Source organism: Neoroseomonas oryzicola (assembly GCF_012163135.1).
GTDB lineage: Bacteria > Pseudomonadota > Alphaproteobacteria > Acetobacterales > Acetobacteraceae > Neoroseomonas > Neoroseomonas oryzicola.
Map to the genome: position 1 here is coordinate 23,780 of NZ_JAAVUP010000010.1, position 13,269 is coordinate 37,048.

The following is a 13,269-nucleotide window of genomic DNA, read 5'->3' on the forward strand; positions in this document are numbered from 1 at the left end:
ATGCCGCATATCGTCTGTCTCCGCCCGCTGCACCCCGATGCGATGGAACGCCTGCGTTCCGAGCCGGGCTACACCGTCACCCTGCTCGACCCCGTGACGCCGGAGACGCTGCGCGAGCCGATGAAGACGGCCGAGGCCATCATCGTCCGCGCGACGAAGATCGACCGTGCCTTCCTGGCCAACGCCCCGATGCTGCGTATCTGCGCCCGCCACGGCGTCGGCTACGACGCGGTGGACGTGGAGGCGCTGACCGAACGCGGCATTCCGCTGACCGTCACCCCCGATGCCAACGCCGTCTCGGTCGCCGAGCACGCAATGATGCTGATGCTGACCACGGCGCGGCGCACCATCGACTACGACCGCAACACCAAGGCCCTGGACTGGGGGCCGAAGCCCGCGCTGAAGACGCTCGACCTCGCGGGCCTGACGGTGCTGGTGGTGGGCTTCGGGCGCATCGGCGGGCGCGTCGCGCGGCTCTGCCAGGCCTTCGGGATGGATGTGCTGGTCCATGATCCCTACATCCCGCAGAACACCATCAAGGGCGCCGGCTTCAAGCCGGTGAAGGTGCTGCATGAGGGCCTGGCCGCGGCCGACATCGTCACCACCCACTGCCCGTCCAACACCGAGACGCGCGCCATGGTGAACGCGTCCTTCTTCGCGGCCATGAAGCCGGGCGCGGCCTACATCAACACCGCCCGCGGCACGCTGGTGGACGAGACGGCGCTGACCAACGCGCTGAAGTCCGGCCACCTCGGCGCCGCCGGCCTCGATGTGTTCTGGGAGGAACCGGTGACGACGAAGCTGCCCTTCCTCGACTTCCCCAATGTCGTCGTCTCGCCGCACTCGGCCGCGGCGACCGAGCAGTCCACCCGGCGCATGGGCCTGTCCTGCGCCGAGAGCATCTTCAGCCTGTTCAAGGGAAACCTCGACCCCGACGTCGTCATCAACAAGGAGGTGCTCCGCGGCAACGCGTGAGCAGCACGCCATGACGAACCCGCTTCTCGTCCTCGCCGACCATGCCGCCTCCTGGCGGTCCCGCGACCTGCCGGAGGACGTCGCGCATCACGCGCGGCGCGCCCTGGTGGACTGGTTCGCCGCGCTCCTCGCCGGCGCCTGGCGCGAGCCCGCGACGCTGATGTCGGCCGCGCTCGAGGACGAGACGCGGGGCGGCGGCGGGGCGGTCTGCTACGTCTCGGGCCGCCGCGTGCCGGTGCGCCACGCCGCGCTGCTGAACGGCACGGCGTCGCACACGGTCGAGTTCGACGACATCTACCGCTACGCCGTCTACCACCCGGGCTGCCCGACGATTGCGGCCGCGCTCGCGGCCGCGCAGGCGCGCGGAACCGACATGAACGGCCTGCTGCGCGCGCTCGCCGCGGGCTACGAGGTCTCCTGCCGCATCGGGCTCGCCGTGCAGCCCTCGCACTACGATTTCTGGCATACGACCGGGACCGTCGGGACCTTCGGCGCGGCGGCCTCGGTCGCGGTGCTGCTCGACTGCGACGCGAATCGCACGGCGCATGCGATCGCCACCGCCGCCACCATGGCGGGCGGCCTGCAGCAGGCCTTCCGCGGCGAGGGCATGTCGAAGCCGCTGCATCCCGGCCATGCGGCCGAGGCCGGGGCGCTGGCCGCCATGGCGGCGGCCAAGGGCATGACCGGCGCGCTCGATGTCCTGCACGGCCCGGCGGGCTTCGCCGCGGCGACCAGCGAGGACACCGGCAAGTGGGAGAAGCCGCTCGCCAATATCGGCAAGCCCTTCGCCATCACCGACATGACCTTCAAGAACCATGGCTGCTGCGGGCACATCTTCGCGGCCCTCGACGCCGTGCGGGACCTGCATCTCGAGCACGGCTTCAGGCCCGAGGACGTCGTCTCGGTCGCCGTCGGCGGCTACAAGGCGACCAAGGAGGTCTGCGACCGCCCGACCGCGCAGACCGAGCAGGACTGCCGCTTCTCCACCCAGTTCACCATCGCGACGATGCTGCTGCATGGCGGCGTGCGGCTGGTGGCCTTCACGCCGGAGCGCCTGGCGGATCCCGCGATCCGCGCGCTGATGGGCAAGGTGACGGTGGCGCTGGATCCGGAATGCGCCGCGGCCTTCCCGTCCAAGCGGTCGGCCAAGGTGACGATCACGCTGAAGGACGGCCGCGTGCTGTCCCGCCACCAGCACACCCGCAAGGGCGACCCGGATGCGCCGCTGTCCGACCAGGACCTGTCGGACAAGTTCCTGGAACTGACCTCGGACGCCGTCGGCGCCGCGGCGGCGAAGGCGCTGCTGGCGCAGTTGTGGGAGGGTTCGGCCCTGCCGGGGATCGTGCCCCTGGTCGCGAAGCAGGCGCGCGCGGCGGAATAGCCGCGGCGGATCGTGCGGGGGAAGGCCTGCTTCCCCCCCGCGACGTTACTTGCGCTTGCCGCCGACGCGCAGGATCTGCGCGATCGACAGCGCCGGCTTGCCGGACGCCTTGGCGATCTCGTTGTCCTGTTCCTGGATCACCTTGCGCGCGGGCTCGTCGCCATCGAGGCCGCCGAGGATCTCGGCCGGGACCTTGCGATTGGAACGGCGGCTGCCGTCCTCGTAGATCACGTCGAACAGGACGAAATTGGCTTTGCTGGCGGGCTTGGCCATCGGGTCTCTCCTCCGCGGCGCGTCAGTCGCGCGCGGGCTTGTCGATCAGGTCTTCGGTCTCGGGCTCGTCGGCCTGGCCGGATGCCTTGCGCCGGGCGACCGCTTCCTCGCGTTCGCGCAGCTTGGCGTCCTTCTTGGCCTGCTTGGCCCGGTTCACGTCAGCACGCTGCTGACCGTAGTTCGGCTTGCGGCCCAAGGGTCTGCTCCGGCTCTGGAAGGTGAAAGGGCGGCCCGGAGGCCGCCCTCGCAGTGGCTCAGGCGAGGCGGAGGTTGCCCGCCGAGATCTTGCCCTGCTGGCCGCGCTGCAGCTCGAACTCGACCTTGTCGCCTTCGTTCAGGCCGTTCAGGCCCGAGCGCTGCACGTCGCTGATGTGGACGAACACGTCCTTGCTGCCGTCCTCAGGCTGGATGAAGCCATAGCCCTTGGTCGCGTTGAACCACTTCACGGTACCGATGCTCATGCCGATATCTCCGGGTTGAGCGTTGCCGTCGCGCGACATGCGCGACTGCTGCCGACTGCACTGGCGCAGGGCGGCGTTGCCGACGCGCCAGGCGCGACGGGCCAGCCATCGCTGAGGCTCAACCATAGGAAAGGCACGGAGAGCAGGTCCGCCGAGGCGGACCGGACGAGGTGACGCGACAGCCTATGCGCCTTCCGGCACCCGAAAGCAAATCCAATCGGCGTCAGCCCGCCCGCGCACCGGTCGCGCGCAGGATCGGAAGCCAGCGCTCCATCTCGGCTTTCAGGAAGTTGCGCAGCGCCGCGGCATCGCCCGCGCGCGGTTCCACGCCGCGTTCGGCATAGCGCTGCTGGATGGCGGGATCGGCCAGCACCGCGAGCGTCGCCGCCGAGAGTTGCTGCAGGATGGCCGGCGGCGTGCCCATCGGCGCGTAGATCGCCTGCCAGGACGATGCCTCGTAGCCCGCGACGCCGGCTTCCTGCAGCGTCGGCAGGTCGGGCAGCATCCGCGACCGCCGCGCCGTCGTCACCGCGAGGCCCCGCGCCCGCCCGTCCTGCATCATCGGCGCGAGCAGCGTCTGGCTGTCGATCATGAAGTCGACGCGTCCGGCGACGAAATCCGTCACCGCCGCGGGCGTGCCGCGATACTGCACGATGGTGAAGTCGACGCCGGCGAGCTTCTTCAGCAATTCGCCCGCGAGATGCGACGCGGCGCCGATGCCGGTCGTCGCGAAATTCGCATCGCCGCGCTTCGATCGCAGCCAGGCGAGCAGCGCGGGCACGTCGTTCGCCGGCACCGCCGGGTGCACCGCGACGACGAAGGGCTGCTCGCCGACCAGCGCGACGGGAGCGAAATCCGTCACCGGATCGATGCCGGACTCCGCGAACAGCGCCGGGATCACCGCATGCGCCGCGCCGTTGAACAGCAGCGTGTGGCCATCCGCCGGCGCGCGGGCCACCGCACGCGCCCCGATCGTGCTGCCGGCGCCGGGCGTGTTCTCGATGACGATCGGCTGGCCGAGGCGCTGCGACAGCGGCTCGGCCAGGATGCGCGCCACCACGTCGATGATCCCCCCGGCGGCGAAGGGCACCACCATGCGGATCGGCCGGTTCGGGAAGCCGCCCTGCGCGCGTGCGGCGGCCGGCGCGGCCAGGATGGCGGTGGCGATCAGGGCTCGGCGGCTCGGCGTCATGTTCGCTGTCTCCCGGTGTCGCGGCGATGCTAGGCCATTCGCGCCGGGCCGTCGCGCCGCTAGCCTGCGCCGGATGCGCATCCTCCTCCTCGCCGCGGTGCTCGTCGCCGCCCTGCCGGCCGTGGCGGCCGAACCGCCCGCGCGCGCCACCCGTCAGATGGTCGTCGCCGCCCATCCGCTCGCCGCCGAGGCCGGCCTCACCATGCTGCGCCACGGCGGCACGGCGGCGGATGCGGCGGTCGCGGCGCAGATGGTCCTCTCGGTGGTCGAACCGCATGCGAGCGGCCTCGGCGGCGGCGCGGTGGCGCTGCATTGGGACGCGGCGGGCCGGCGGCTGACGCATCTCGACGGCATCGCCGCCGCACCCGCCCGCGTGACCGACACGCTGGTGCGCGACCTGGACGGCGGCACGCTCGGCGTGGCGACGGTCGCGCGCAGCGGCCGCGCCGTGGCGGTGCCGGGCGCCGTCGCGCTGGCGGGCGAACTGCACGCGCGGCACGGCCGCCTGCCCTGGGCCGAGTTGATGGAACCGGCCATCGCCGCGGCGACGCAGGGCTTCCCCGTCCCGCCCTATCTGCGCGAGGTGGTGCGCCAGCGCGCCGCCGCGCTGCGCCAGCGCCCCGCCTTGCGCGCGCTGGTGCTGGACGATGCCGGGGAACCGCCGCCCGCCGGCGCAGTGCTGCGCAACCCGGCGCAGGCGGAGGCGCTGCGCCTCCTCGCGCGGCTCGGCCCGGCGGCGATCCATGGCGGGCCGCTCGGCGCCGCGCTGCTCGAATCCGCCGTCGTCCCGCCCGTGCCCAGCCTGATGACGGCCGAGGACCTCCTCGCCTATCGCGTGCGGGAACGCGATCCGGTCTGCGCGACGGCCTTCGCGCGGCGGATCTGCAGTTCCTCCCCGCCGGCCTCGGGCGGCGTCGGCGTGCTGCAGACCGTGATCGTGGCCGAACGCCTGGGCATCGCGCGGGAGGCGCCGGAGAGTGCTGCCGCCGCGCATCTCTTCCTCGAGGCGAGCCGGCTGGCGACCGCGGACCGCCGCCGCTGGCTCGGCGATCCAGATTTCGTGGCGGTGCCGGCCGAAGGCCTGGTGGATGCGGGCTACCTCGCCGACCGCGCCGCGCTGGTCGCGCCGGATCGCAGCCTGGCCCGCGCCGCGCCAGGCGACCCGCCGCGCCGCCGCGGCGCCCTGCCGCCCGAGGCCGCGCCGCTGCAGGAGGCGGCGACCACGCACCTGTCCGTCATCGACTCGGCGGGGAATGCCGTCGCGATGACCACCACCAACAACCTGAACTTCGGCGCCGACCTGGTCGCCGCGGGGTTCGTGCTGAACAACGGCATGACGAACTTCGCCACCGCCCCCGGCACGCCAGAGGCGCCGGCGCAGAACCGCATGCAGGGCGGCAAGCGGCCGGCGACCACCATGGCGCCGGCCATCGTCTTCGGCCCCGACGGGGCGCCGGAGATCGTGCTGGGGGCCGGCGGCGGCGCACGCATCATCGACGCGGTGGCGATGGCGGTGATCGAGATGCTGGCCTGGAACCGCTCGCCGGGCGAGGCGGTCGCGCGTCCGCGCATCGGGGCGCAGACCGGCACGCAGGAGGTCGAGGAGGGCACCCCGGCGGTCGCGCTGGTCCCCGCGCTGCAGGCGCTCGGGCACGAGGTGCGGCCAGCGACAATGAATACCGGCCTGCAGGTGCTGCGCCGGGATGCGCGCGGCCTGGAAGGGGCCGCGGACCCGCGCCGCGACGGGGCGGCGCGGGGCGACTGAGGCGTCAGTCCAGCCGGATGTTCGCGTTGCGCACCAGCGCCGAATAGCGTTCGGCATCGGTGCGGAGCATCGCCGCCGCCTGCTGCTGCGTGCCGCCGCCGACCAGGAAGCCGGCATCGACGATGCGCCGGCGCAATTCCTGGTTCTGGTAGGCCTTGTTCACGGCCGCGACCCAGCGGTCGGCGATCGGCTGCGGGATGCCGGGCGGGGCCATCAGCATGTACCACACCACCGCGTCGAAACCGGGGAAGCCGAGTTCCGCCACCGTCGGCGTCTCCGGCAGCCATTCCACGCGCTCGGGCATCGTCACCGCCAGCGCGCGGACCGCGCCCGACCGGATATGCGGCAGGTAGGTCGGGAAGGTGTCGATCGCGAGGTCGATGCGCCCGGCGAGGATCTCGTTCACCGCCTGCCCCGTGCCGCGGAAGGGCACGTGCGTCATGCGCACGCCCGCCTGCGAGGCGAGCAGTTCCGCCGCCAGGTGCTGCTGCGTCGCGACGCCCGAGGAGGAGTAGTTCAGGTCCCCCGGCTTCTGCCGCGCACGTTCCAGCAGTTCCGGCAGGGTGCGGGACGGCGAATTCGCCGGCACGACGCAGACCAGCGGCACCGTCGCGGCGTGGACCACGGCGGTCTGGTCGCGATGGATGTCGAAGGGCGGCGGCGTCATGAGCGGCGGCACCACGGCCGAGGCGCTGATCGTCGTCATCAGCATGGTGTAGCCGTCCGGCCGCGCGCGGGACATCGCCAGCACCGCGAGCGTGCCCGAGGCGCCGGGACGGTTCTCCACCGCGATCGCCTGGCCGAATTCCTCCTGCAGCACGGGTGCGAGGAAGCGGGCGATGATGTCCGTCCCTCCGCCCGGCGCGAAGCCGACCAGCAGGGTGATGGGACGGTTCGGGTAGGCCTGGGCGAGCGCCGGCGCGGGCAGCAGCGGCGCGAGCGCCGCCGCGCCGAGCGCGCGGCGGCCGATGGTGATGGTCATGGCGTTTCCTTCCTCGGCTGGCGCGGCGGCCCTCTGCGGGGCCGTCCGCGGCGGGCTTACTTGCCCTGGAACTTCGGCGCGCGCTTGTTGAGGAAGGCGTCCACGCCTTCCTGGAAGTCGGCGGAGGTGAAGCACATGGTCACCAGGTCGTCGCCCTCGACGTCGCTGGTCGCCTTGCGCAGGCGGCGCAGGGCTTCCTTGGTCGCCTTCAGCGTCAGCGGCGCCAGGTCCTTCATGCTGGTGGCGAGTTCCATCGCCCGCGCGGCGACGGCGTCAGGCGTCTCCAGCACCTCGGACACCAGGCCGATATGCTTCGCCTCCGCCGCGCTGAACAGGCGCGAGGTCATGATCATCTCCGCGATCGCCGCCGGCCCGACCAGGGCGTAGAAGCGCGCGAAGTTGTGCATGTTGAGGATATTGCCCAGCGTCTTCGCGATCGGCAGGCCGAAGCGCGCGGACTGGTCGCAGATGCGGATGTCGCAGCAGCCCGCGATCCCCAGGCCCCCGCCGGTGCAGGCGCCGGCGATGGCCGCGATGACCGGCTTGGTGCAGTTCTCGAGCGCGCCGAGCACCTTGTCGATCCGTGCTTCGTAGTTGAGCGCGTCCTCGGCGGTCTTGAACTCGCGGAACTGGCTGATGTCGGTGCCCGAGGCGAAAGCCTTCCCGCCGGCGCCGGTCAGCACCCAGACGCGGATGGACGGGTCGGCGCTGATCTCGCCGGCCAGGTTCTGCAGCCGCTCATACATGCCGAACAGCATGGCGTTGCGCGCCTGCGGGCGGTTGAAGGTGGTCCAGGCGATGCCGCCCTCGCGGACCTCGTGAAGGATCTCGTCGCTCATGGCGCTCCGTCCCGGTGTGTTTGATCCGCAAGGCGTAGCGGGATGGGCCGGGGCGTCAAGCCGGTGTCTTGCCGATCCGCCCGCGCGATGCGAACAGAAGCGCTACCGGAGGACCACCGACCATGATGCCCTTGTCCCGCTTCACCGTGCTCGACCTGACCCGCGTTCGCTCGGGGCCGACCTGCGTGCGCCAGCTCGCCGACTGGGGCGCCAACGTGATCAAGATCGAGGCGACGGACGAGGTCGACACCGGCAAGGGCCTGGGGGGCGAGCGCGACGGGCCGGACTTCCAGCACGTCCACCGCAACAAGCGCGGCATGACGCTGAACCTGAAGTCGCCCGAGGGCGTGGCCGCCTTCCGCCGCATGGTCGCCAAGGCCGATGTGGTGGTGGAGAACTACCGCCCCGACGTGAAGACCCGCCTCGGCGTCGACTATGACAGCCTCACCGCGATCAATCCGCGCATCGTGCTGGGGTCGATCTCGGGCTTCGGGCAGGACGGCCCCTATGCCAAGCGGCCTGGCTTCGACCAGATCGCGCAGGGCATGGGCGGGCTGATGTCGGTGACCGGCCTGCCGGGCCAGGGGCCGGTGCGCGCGGGCATCCCCGTCGCCGACCTGACGGCCGGCCTGTACTGCGCCCTCGGCATCATGGTGGCCCTGCTGGAGCGCGAGGTGACGGGCAAGGGTCGCTGGGTGCATGTCTCCCTGCTCGAGGCCATGGTCGCGATGATGGACTTCCAGGCCACGCGCTGGACCATGAAGCGCGAGGTGCCGAAGCAGGCCGGCAACGACCATCCGACCACCATCCCGACCGGTCTGTTCAAGACCTCGGACGGCGTGATGAACATCGCCGGCGGCGGCCAGGTGATGTGGGACCGCATCGTGAAGGTCCTCGGCATCGAGGAGGAGGCGAAGGACCCCGACATCGCCACCGACAAGCTGCGCAGCCAGAACCGGGTGAAGGTCAACGCGATCATCGAGCGCGTGACGCAGACCGATACCTCCGCGAACTGGGTGGCGAAGTTCAACAGGGAAGGCGTGCCCTGCGGCCCGGTCTATTCCATGGACCAGGTCTTCGCCGACGAGCAGGTGAAGCATCTCGGGCTCGAGATGACGGTGCAGCACCCGCGCCTCGGCGCGCTCAACGTGGTGCGCGCGCCGATGCAGATCGCCGGCGTGGACTGCGCGAAGAACCCGACGCCGGAACGCGGGCAGCACACGGACGAAGTGCTGGCCGAGTTCGGCTTCAGCGCCGAGGAGATCGCAGCGCTGAAGGCGGCCAAGGCCGTCTGACCGCGTCAGTCGCGCGCGAGGCGGATCTCGACCTCGCGCTCGACGTAACGCCATTCCTCGGTCGCGCGCAGCCGGGCGAGCAGCGTATCGAATGCGCTTTCATGCTCGGGGGCGAATTCGAACCAGGTGAGGAAGTCGAAGGGCTCGCCGAGGTCGCGGCTGTGGATCAGCCGCCGCGCCACCGCCGGCAGGTAGTCGAGCCCGATCGCGATGTGGCGCGAATTCTCCTCGAGGATGGCGCGCCGCGCATCCTGCGCGAGCGCCCACCACGCCTCGGATTTGCGGATCGGGATCAGCGCCGCGCGGAGCGCTGCCGGGCGGCCGAGGCCTTCCTGCACCGAGGCGAGGCGATCGCGCTCCGCCTCGGCGGTGTAGCGGAGATGGCTCGTCACGCCGCGCAGCCGCCAGGCGCCCGGGGCGGCGGCCGCCTGGCCTTCCTCCACGACGAGCCGCCGGGCCGGGGCGAGGCCCTCGCCTGCCACGGCGCGGATCGCCGTGATCTGCCAGGGGCCGGTCTCCCCGGCGGTGACGACGATGGGCAGCGGCGGCGGCATGCGGGGACGGTAGATGCTGCGCTGCAGCATCCGCAAGCCTTTCCTTTGCCTGGGTTTGCGCCGATCCGTCCGCGCCTGTAGGAAGCCGCGCCGCCATCATCCGGGGAAGCCGCCCATGCGCATCGCCTCCATCCGCCAGGGCGTGGTGCCCATCAGCAGCGCCATCGCCAACGCCTATATCGATTTCTCGAAGATGACGGCCTCCGTCGTCGCCATCACGGTCGAGGACGGCGCGGGCAGGAGTGCGACCGGCTACGGCTTCAACTCGAACGGCCGCTACGCCCAGCCCGGCCTGCTCGCCGAACGCTTCGTCCCCCGCCTCGAGGCCTGCACCGAGGCCGAGCTGACCGCCGCCGACGGCAGCCTGAACGTCGCCGGCGCCTGGGCCGCGATGATGAAGAACGAGAAGCCGGGCGGGCACGGCGACCGGTCGGTCGCGGTCGGCGTGCTCGACATGGCGCTGTGGGACGCCGCGGCGAAGATCGAGGTCAAGCCGCTGTGGCGCCTGCTGGCCGACCGCTTCCGCGGCGGCGAGGCCGATGACAGCGCCTGGGTCTACGCCGCCGGCGGCTACTACTACCCCGGCAAGGGCGTCGATGCGCTGGTCGAGGAGATGAAGCGCTATCTCGGCCTCGGCTACACCACGGTGAAGATGAAGATCGGCGGCGCGCCCGGCACGCCGATCAAGGATGCGCTGCGCGAGGATGTCGCGCGCATCGAGGCGGTGGTGAAGCTGCTCGGCGGCGACGGCTCGCGCCTTGCCGTCGACGTGAACGGGCGCTTCGGCCTGCACGCGGCGCTGGCCTACGGCGCGGCGCTCGAACCGTTCAAGCTGCGCTGGTACGAGGAACCGCTCGACCCGCTCGACTACGCGACGCATGCGACGCTCGCCGAGCACTACGGCCCGCCGCTCGCGACCGGCGAGAACCTGTTCTCCATGCTCGATGCGCGCAACCTGATCCGCCATGGCGGGCTGCGGCCGGACCGCGACATCCTGCAGTTCGACCCGGCGCTGTCCTACGGCCTGGTGGAATACCTCCGCACGCTCGAGATGCTGCAGCTCCATGGCTGGTCGCCGCGCCGCTGCGTGCCGCATGGCGGGCACCAGTTCGCGCTGAACATCGCGGTGGGCCTGGGTCTCGGCGGCAACGAATCCTACCCCGAGGTCTTCGCCCCCTTCGGCGGCTTCGCGAGCGACACGCCGGTCGTCGACGGCCGCATCCGGATGCCGGACGCGCCTGGCATCGGCTTCGAGAAGAAGAACGACCTCTGGGCGGTGCTGAAGGATCTCTGAGGCGGGATGACGGACCTCGCGGCGGTCGTCGCCGACCGCTATCGCGACGCCTCGCGCACCGCGCGCGGCTTCATCCGAGGCAAGCTGCGCGGGGACCCGGTGGTGCCCGCGCTGCTCGCGCTGGGCGGGGCACAGAGCCTCGGCCACGTCCTCGACCTCGGCTGCGGCCGCGGGCAGCTGGCGCTCGCGCTGCTGCTGTCGGGCAGGGCGGACCGCGTCACCGGCCTCGACCTCGACGCCGGCAAGATCGCTGCCGCACAGGCCGCGGCCGGCGATCTGCCCGCGCGCTTCGACGTCGCCGACGTCGCCACCGTGCCGATCGCGCCCTGCGACACGCTGATGCTGATCGACGTCCTGCTGCAACTGCCCCCGCCCGCGCAGGACACGCTGCTCGCGCGCATCGCCGCCGCCGGCCCGGCCCGCGTCCTGATCCGCGCCTTCGACCCGGAACGGGGCTGGCGCAGCAGCCTCGGCTTCGCAATGGAACGCGCCCGCCGAGTCCTCGGCGGCGACCTCGGCCTGCGCGGCGCCGTCGCGCCTCGGCCCCTGCGGGAGATCGCCGCGCCGCTCGAATCCGCGGGCTATGCGGTCGCCGTCGCGCCCTGCTGGGCTGGCACGCCCCTGCCGAATGTGCTTCTAGTCGCGCAACGATGATCCTCCGCCGGCTCCTCCCCCTCCTCGCGCCGCTCCTCGCCGCGTTTCCCGCCACCGCGCAGCAATTGCCGGTCTTCGAGGTCGGCATCGCCGGCGGCGGCGGCTGGACGCCGGCCTATCCGGCCTCCAACCAGAACCACTGGCGCGGCCTCGCCATCCCCTACCTGATCTATCGCGGCGATCTGTTCCGCGCCGATGAGGGCGGGCTGCGCGCCCGCACGCGCCTCGCGGACGACATCGAGATCTCGGTCAGCGCCTCGGGCGGCTTCAATGCGAGCTCGAACGACATCACGGCGCGCCAGGGCATGCCCGACCTCGACTGGCTGGGGGAGATCGGGCCGAACCTGCGCTACACGCTGTGGCGCGGCGACGATCCCGCGGAGCCCCGGCGCATCCTGATCGACACGCCGGTCCGGGCGGTGTTCTCGACCGACTGGTCCTCGGTCTCCTTCCGCGGCTTCACCTTCGCGCCCGACATCGCCTACGAGCACGTCCACTTCCTCTCGCCCTTCGCGCGGCTGAGGCTCTCGGCCGGCGTGCTGTTCGGCACCGACCGCTACACCGAGTATTTCTACCAGGTGGACCCGCAATACGCGCAGCCCGGCCGCGCGGCCTATAATGCGCGGGCCGGCTATGTCGGGTCGCGCGTCTCGGTCTCCTATCGCCTGCCGCTCAGCGAGCGCATCTCGATCGTCGCCGGCGGCCGGATCGAGAACTTCTCCGGCGCGGCGAACGCCGACAGCCCGCTGTTCAAGAGCGAGTGGAACTTCTCCGTCGCCGCGGGCTTCGCGATCTCACTGTGGCGGTCGGAAGCGCGCGTGGACGTCTCGGCCCAGCCCTTCGACTGATCCGTCCTAGCGGTCCGCCAGCGCGCGGCTGGGCGAGATCGCGACATGCCCGTCCGGCGCGACATGGACATGCGCCGCGACGCGATAGACCTCGGCGATGGTGGCTTCGGTCAGCACCGCATCCGGCGGCCCCGCGGCCATCAGCCGCCCGTCCCGCAGCAGCGCCATCCGGTCGGCGAAGCGCGCAGCGGCGTTGAGGTCGTGGATCGCCACCACCGTCACCAGGCCCCGCGCGCGCGTCAGGTCGCGCACCAGCGCCAGCAATTGCAGCGCATGACGGATGTCGAGCGCGCTGGTCGGCTCGTCCAGCAGCAGCACCGCGGGTTCCGCCGCCAGCACCTGCGCGAGGAAGACCATCTGCCGCTGCCCGCCGCTCAACTCCCCGATGGGCCGCGCGGCGAGATGCGCGATGCCGAGGCTGCGCAGCACATCCCCCGCGCGCGCCACCTCCGCCGCCGGCACCCGCCAGCCGAGCGCGCGATGCCGGCCGAGCAGCACGGTCTCGAGCACGGTGAGGCCCGTCCGCGCGCCGCTGTCCTGCGGCATGAAGCCAATGCCGCCGCGCGGCACGCCCTCGAAGACGACGCTGCCGCCGTGGCGCTGCAGCCCCGCCACCGCGCGCAGCAGGGAGGACTTGCCCGACCCGTTCGGCCCGACCAGCGCCAGCACCTCGCCCCCGCGCGCCGCGAGACCCACGCCGGTCACCGCGGTGCGCGCGCCGTAGCGCACCTCGAGCCCGTCCAGCACGACCTGCAT

General features: G+C 72.0%; 15 protein-coding genes. 7 read left to right on the forward strand and 8 right to left on the reverse strand.

Annotated elements, in window-relative coordinates:
• A complete protein-coding gene (locus GWK15_RS20975) occupies positions 1 to 975 on the forward strand; it encodes a hydroxyacid dehydrogenase (protein ID WP_168043348.1) in 975 nt (324 codons plus the stop codon).
• 10 nt (positions 976 to 985) lie between these two features.
• Positions 986 to 2,356 carry an MmgE/PrpD family protein gene (locus GWK15_RS20980; RefSeq protein ID WP_168043349.1) on the forward strand — a complete coding sequence of 457 codons (1,371 nt, stop codon included), beginning with the start codon at positions 986 to 988 and terminating at the stop codon, positions 2,354 to 2,356.
• Between the two features lie 45 nt (positions 2,357 to 2,401).
• Here the strand turns inward: GWK15_RS20980 and GWK15_RS20985 are convergent, their stop codons facing one another.
• The 4 genes from GWK15_RS20985 to GWK15_RS21000 form a co-directional block, all read right to left on the reverse strand.
• On the reverse strand, positions 2,402 to 2,629 hold the full coding sequence (locus GWK15_RS20985; protein WP_168043350.1) for a hypothetical protein: 228 nt from the start codon (positions 2,627 to 2,629) through the stop codon (positions 2,402 to 2,404).
• A gap of 22 nt (positions 2,630 to 2,651) precedes the next feature.
• Positions 2,652 to 2,825 (reverse strand): hypothetical protein, encoded by a 174-nt coding sequence (locus tag GWK15_RS20990; RefSeq protein ID WP_168043351.1) that lies wholly within the window; start codon positions 2,823 to 2,825, stop codon positions 2,652 to 2,654.
• Positions 2,826 to 2,883: 58 nt separating this feature from the next.
• Positions 2,884 to 3,090 (reverse strand): cold-shock protein, encoded by a 207-nt coding sequence (locus GWK15_RS20995; RefSeq protein ID WP_168043352.1) that lies wholly within the window; start codon positions 3,088 to 3,090, stop codon positions 2,884 to 2,886.
• Between the two features lie 223 nt (positions 3,091 to 3,313).
• Positions 3,314 to 4,282 (reverse strand): Bug family tripartite tricarboxylate transporter substrate binding protein, encoded by a 969-nt coding sequence (locus GWK15_RS21000; protein WP_168043353.1) that lies wholly within the window; start codon positions 4,280 to 4,282, stop codon positions 3,314 to 3,316.
• Between the two features lie 73 nt (positions 4,283 to 4,355).
• Between GWK15_RS21000 and GWK15_RS21005 the strand changes: the two genes are divergently transcribed.
• A complete protein-coding gene (locus GWK15_RS21005) occupies positions 4,356 to 6,047 on the forward strand; it encodes a gamma-glutamyltransferase family protein (RefSeq protein WP_168043354.1) in 1,692 nt (563 codons plus the stop codon).
• Between the two features lie 4 nt (positions 6,048 to 6,051).
• On the opposite strand, the gene GWK15_RS21010 is transcribed toward GWK15_RS21005, so the two are convergent.
• Positions 6,052 to 7,029, reverse strand: a complete 978-nt coding sequence (locus GWK15_RS21010; RefSeq protein ID WP_168043355.1) for a Bug family tripartite tricarboxylate transporter substrate binding protein — start codon at positions 7,027 to 7,029, stop codon at positions 6,052 to 6,054.
• A 56-nt stretch (positions 7,030 to 7,085) separates the two neighbouring features.
• The gene (locus GWK15_RS21015; RefSeq protein WP_168043356.1) at positions 7,086 to 7,868 is read right to left on the reverse strand and encodes an enoyl-CoA hydratase/isomerase family protein; all 783 of its coding nucleotides are present in this window, start codon (positions 7,866 to 7,868) and stop codon (positions 7,086 to 7,088) included.
• Positions 7,869 to 7,990: 122 nt separating this feature from the next.
• Between GWK15_RS21015 and GWK15_RS21020 the strand changes: the two genes are divergently transcribed.
• A complete protein-coding gene (locus GWK15_RS21020; RefSeq protein ID WP_168043357.1) occupies positions 7,991 to 9,163 on the forward strand; it encodes a CaiB/BaiF CoA transferase family protein in 1,173 nt (390 codons plus the stop codon).
• Between the two features lie 5 nt (positions 9,164 to 9,168).
• Here GWK15_RS21020 and GWK15_RS21025 read toward each other — a convergent pair whose 3' ends face one another.
• Positions 9,169 to 9,747, reverse strand: a complete 579-nt coding sequence (locus tag GWK15_RS21025) for a chlorite dismutase family protein (protein ID WP_245211800.1) — start codon at positions 9,745 to 9,747, stop codon at positions 9,169 to 9,171.
• A gap of 85 nt (positions 9,748 to 9,832) precedes the next feature.
• On the opposite strand from GWK15_RS21025, the gene GWK15_RS21030 reads away from it, so the two are divergent.
• From GWK15_RS21030 to GWK15_RS21040, 3 genes are read left to right on the forward strand one after another with little or no spacing between them, the layout of a single operon-like run.
• Positions 9,833 to 11,011: an enolase C-terminal domain-like protein gene (locus GWK15_RS21030; protein ID WP_168043358.1), complete on the forward strand. Its 1,179-nt coding sequence runs from the start codon at positions 9,833 to 9,835 to the stop codon at positions 11,009 to 11,011.
• A 6-nt stretch (positions 11,012 to 11,017) separates the two neighbouring features.
• The gene (locus GWK15_RS21035; protein ID WP_168043359.1) at positions 11,018 to 11,665 is read left to right on the forward strand and encodes a class I SAM-dependent methyltransferase; all 648 of its coding nucleotides are present in this window, start codon (positions 11,018 to 11,020) and stop codon (positions 11,663 to 11,665) included.
• The gene (locus GWK15_RS21040) at positions 11,662 to 12,513 is read left to right on the forward strand and encodes a MipA/OmpV family protein (protein WP_168043360.1); all 852 of its coding nucleotides are present in this window, start codon (positions 11,662 to 11,664) and stop codon (positions 12,511 to 12,513) included. Before GWK15_RS21035 ends, GWK15_RS21040 begins: the two co-directional genes overlap by 4 nt.
• A gap of 6 nt (positions 12,514 to 12,519) precedes the next feature.
• Here the strand turns inward: GWK15_RS21040 and GWK15_RS21045 are convergent, their stop codons facing one another.
• Positions 12,520 to 13,269 carry an ABC transporter ATP-binding protein gene (locus GWK15_RS21045; RefSeq protein WP_168043361.1) on the reverse strand — a complete coding sequence of 250 codons (750 nt, stop codon included), beginning with the start codon at positions 13,267 to 13,269 and terminating at the stop codon, positions 12,520 to 12,522.

Excerpts from the sequence above, each read along its gene's own strand:
- GWK15_RS20975 (WP_168043348.1), top strand. The coding sequence starts at position 1 with ATGCCGCATATCGTCTGTCTCCGCCCGCTGCACCCCGATGCGATGGAA.
- GWK15_RS20980 (WP_168043349.1), top strand. The coding sequence starts at position 986 with ATGACGAACCCGCTTCTCGTCCTCGCCGACCATGCCGCCTCCTGGCGG.
- GWK15_RS20985 (WP_168043350.1), bottom strand. The coding sequence starts at position 2,629 with ATGGCCAAGCCCGCCAGCAAAGCCAATTTCGTCCTGTTCGACGTGATC.
- GWK15_RS20995 (WP_168043352.1), bottom strand. The coding sequence starts at position 3,090 with ATGAGCATCGGTACCGTGAAGTGGTTCAACGCGACCAAGGGCTATGGC.
- GWK15_RS21000 (WP_168043353.1), bottom strand. The coding sequence starts at position 4,282 with ATGACGCCGAGCCGCCGAGCCCTGATCGCCACCGCCATCCTGGCCGCG.
- GWK15_RS21005 (WP_168043354.1), top strand. The coding sequence starts at position 4,356 with ATGCGCATCCTCCTCCTCGCCGCGGTGCTCGTCGCCGCCCTGCCGGCC.
- GWK15_RS21010 (WP_168043355.1), bottom strand. The coding sequence starts at position 7,029 with ATGACCATCACCATCGGCCGCCGCGCGCTCGGCGCGGCGGCGCTCGCG.
- GWK15_RS21015 (WP_168043356.1), bottom strand. The coding sequence starts at position 7,868 with ATGAGCGACGAGATCCTTCACGAGGTCCGCGAGGGCGGCATCGCCTGG.
- GWK15_RS21020 (WP_168043357.1), top strand. The coding sequence starts at position 7,991 with ATGATGCCCTTGTCCCGCTTCACCGTGCTCGACCTGACCCGCGTTCGC.
- GWK15_RS21025 (WP_245211800.1), bottom strand. The coding sequence starts at position 9,747 with ATGCTGCAGCGCAGCATCTACCGTCCCCGCATGCCGCCGCCGCTGCCC.
- GWK15_RS21030 (WP_168043358.1), top strand. The coding sequence starts at position 9,833 with ATGCGCATCGCCTCCATCCGCCAGGGCGTGGTGCCCATCAGCAGCGCC.
- GWK15_RS21035 (WP_168043359.1), top strand. The coding sequence starts at position 11,018 with ATGACGGACCTCGCGGCGGTCGTCGCCGACCGCTATCGCGACGCCTCG.
- GWK15_RS21040 (WP_168043360.1), top strand. The coding sequence starts at position 11,662 with ATGATCCTCCGCCGGCTCCTCCCCCTCCTCGCGCCGCTCCTCGCCGCG.
- GWK15_RS21045 (WP_168043361.1), bottom strand. The coding sequence starts at position 13,269 with ATGCAGGTCGTGCTGGACGGGCTCGAGGTGCGCTACGGCGCGCGCACC.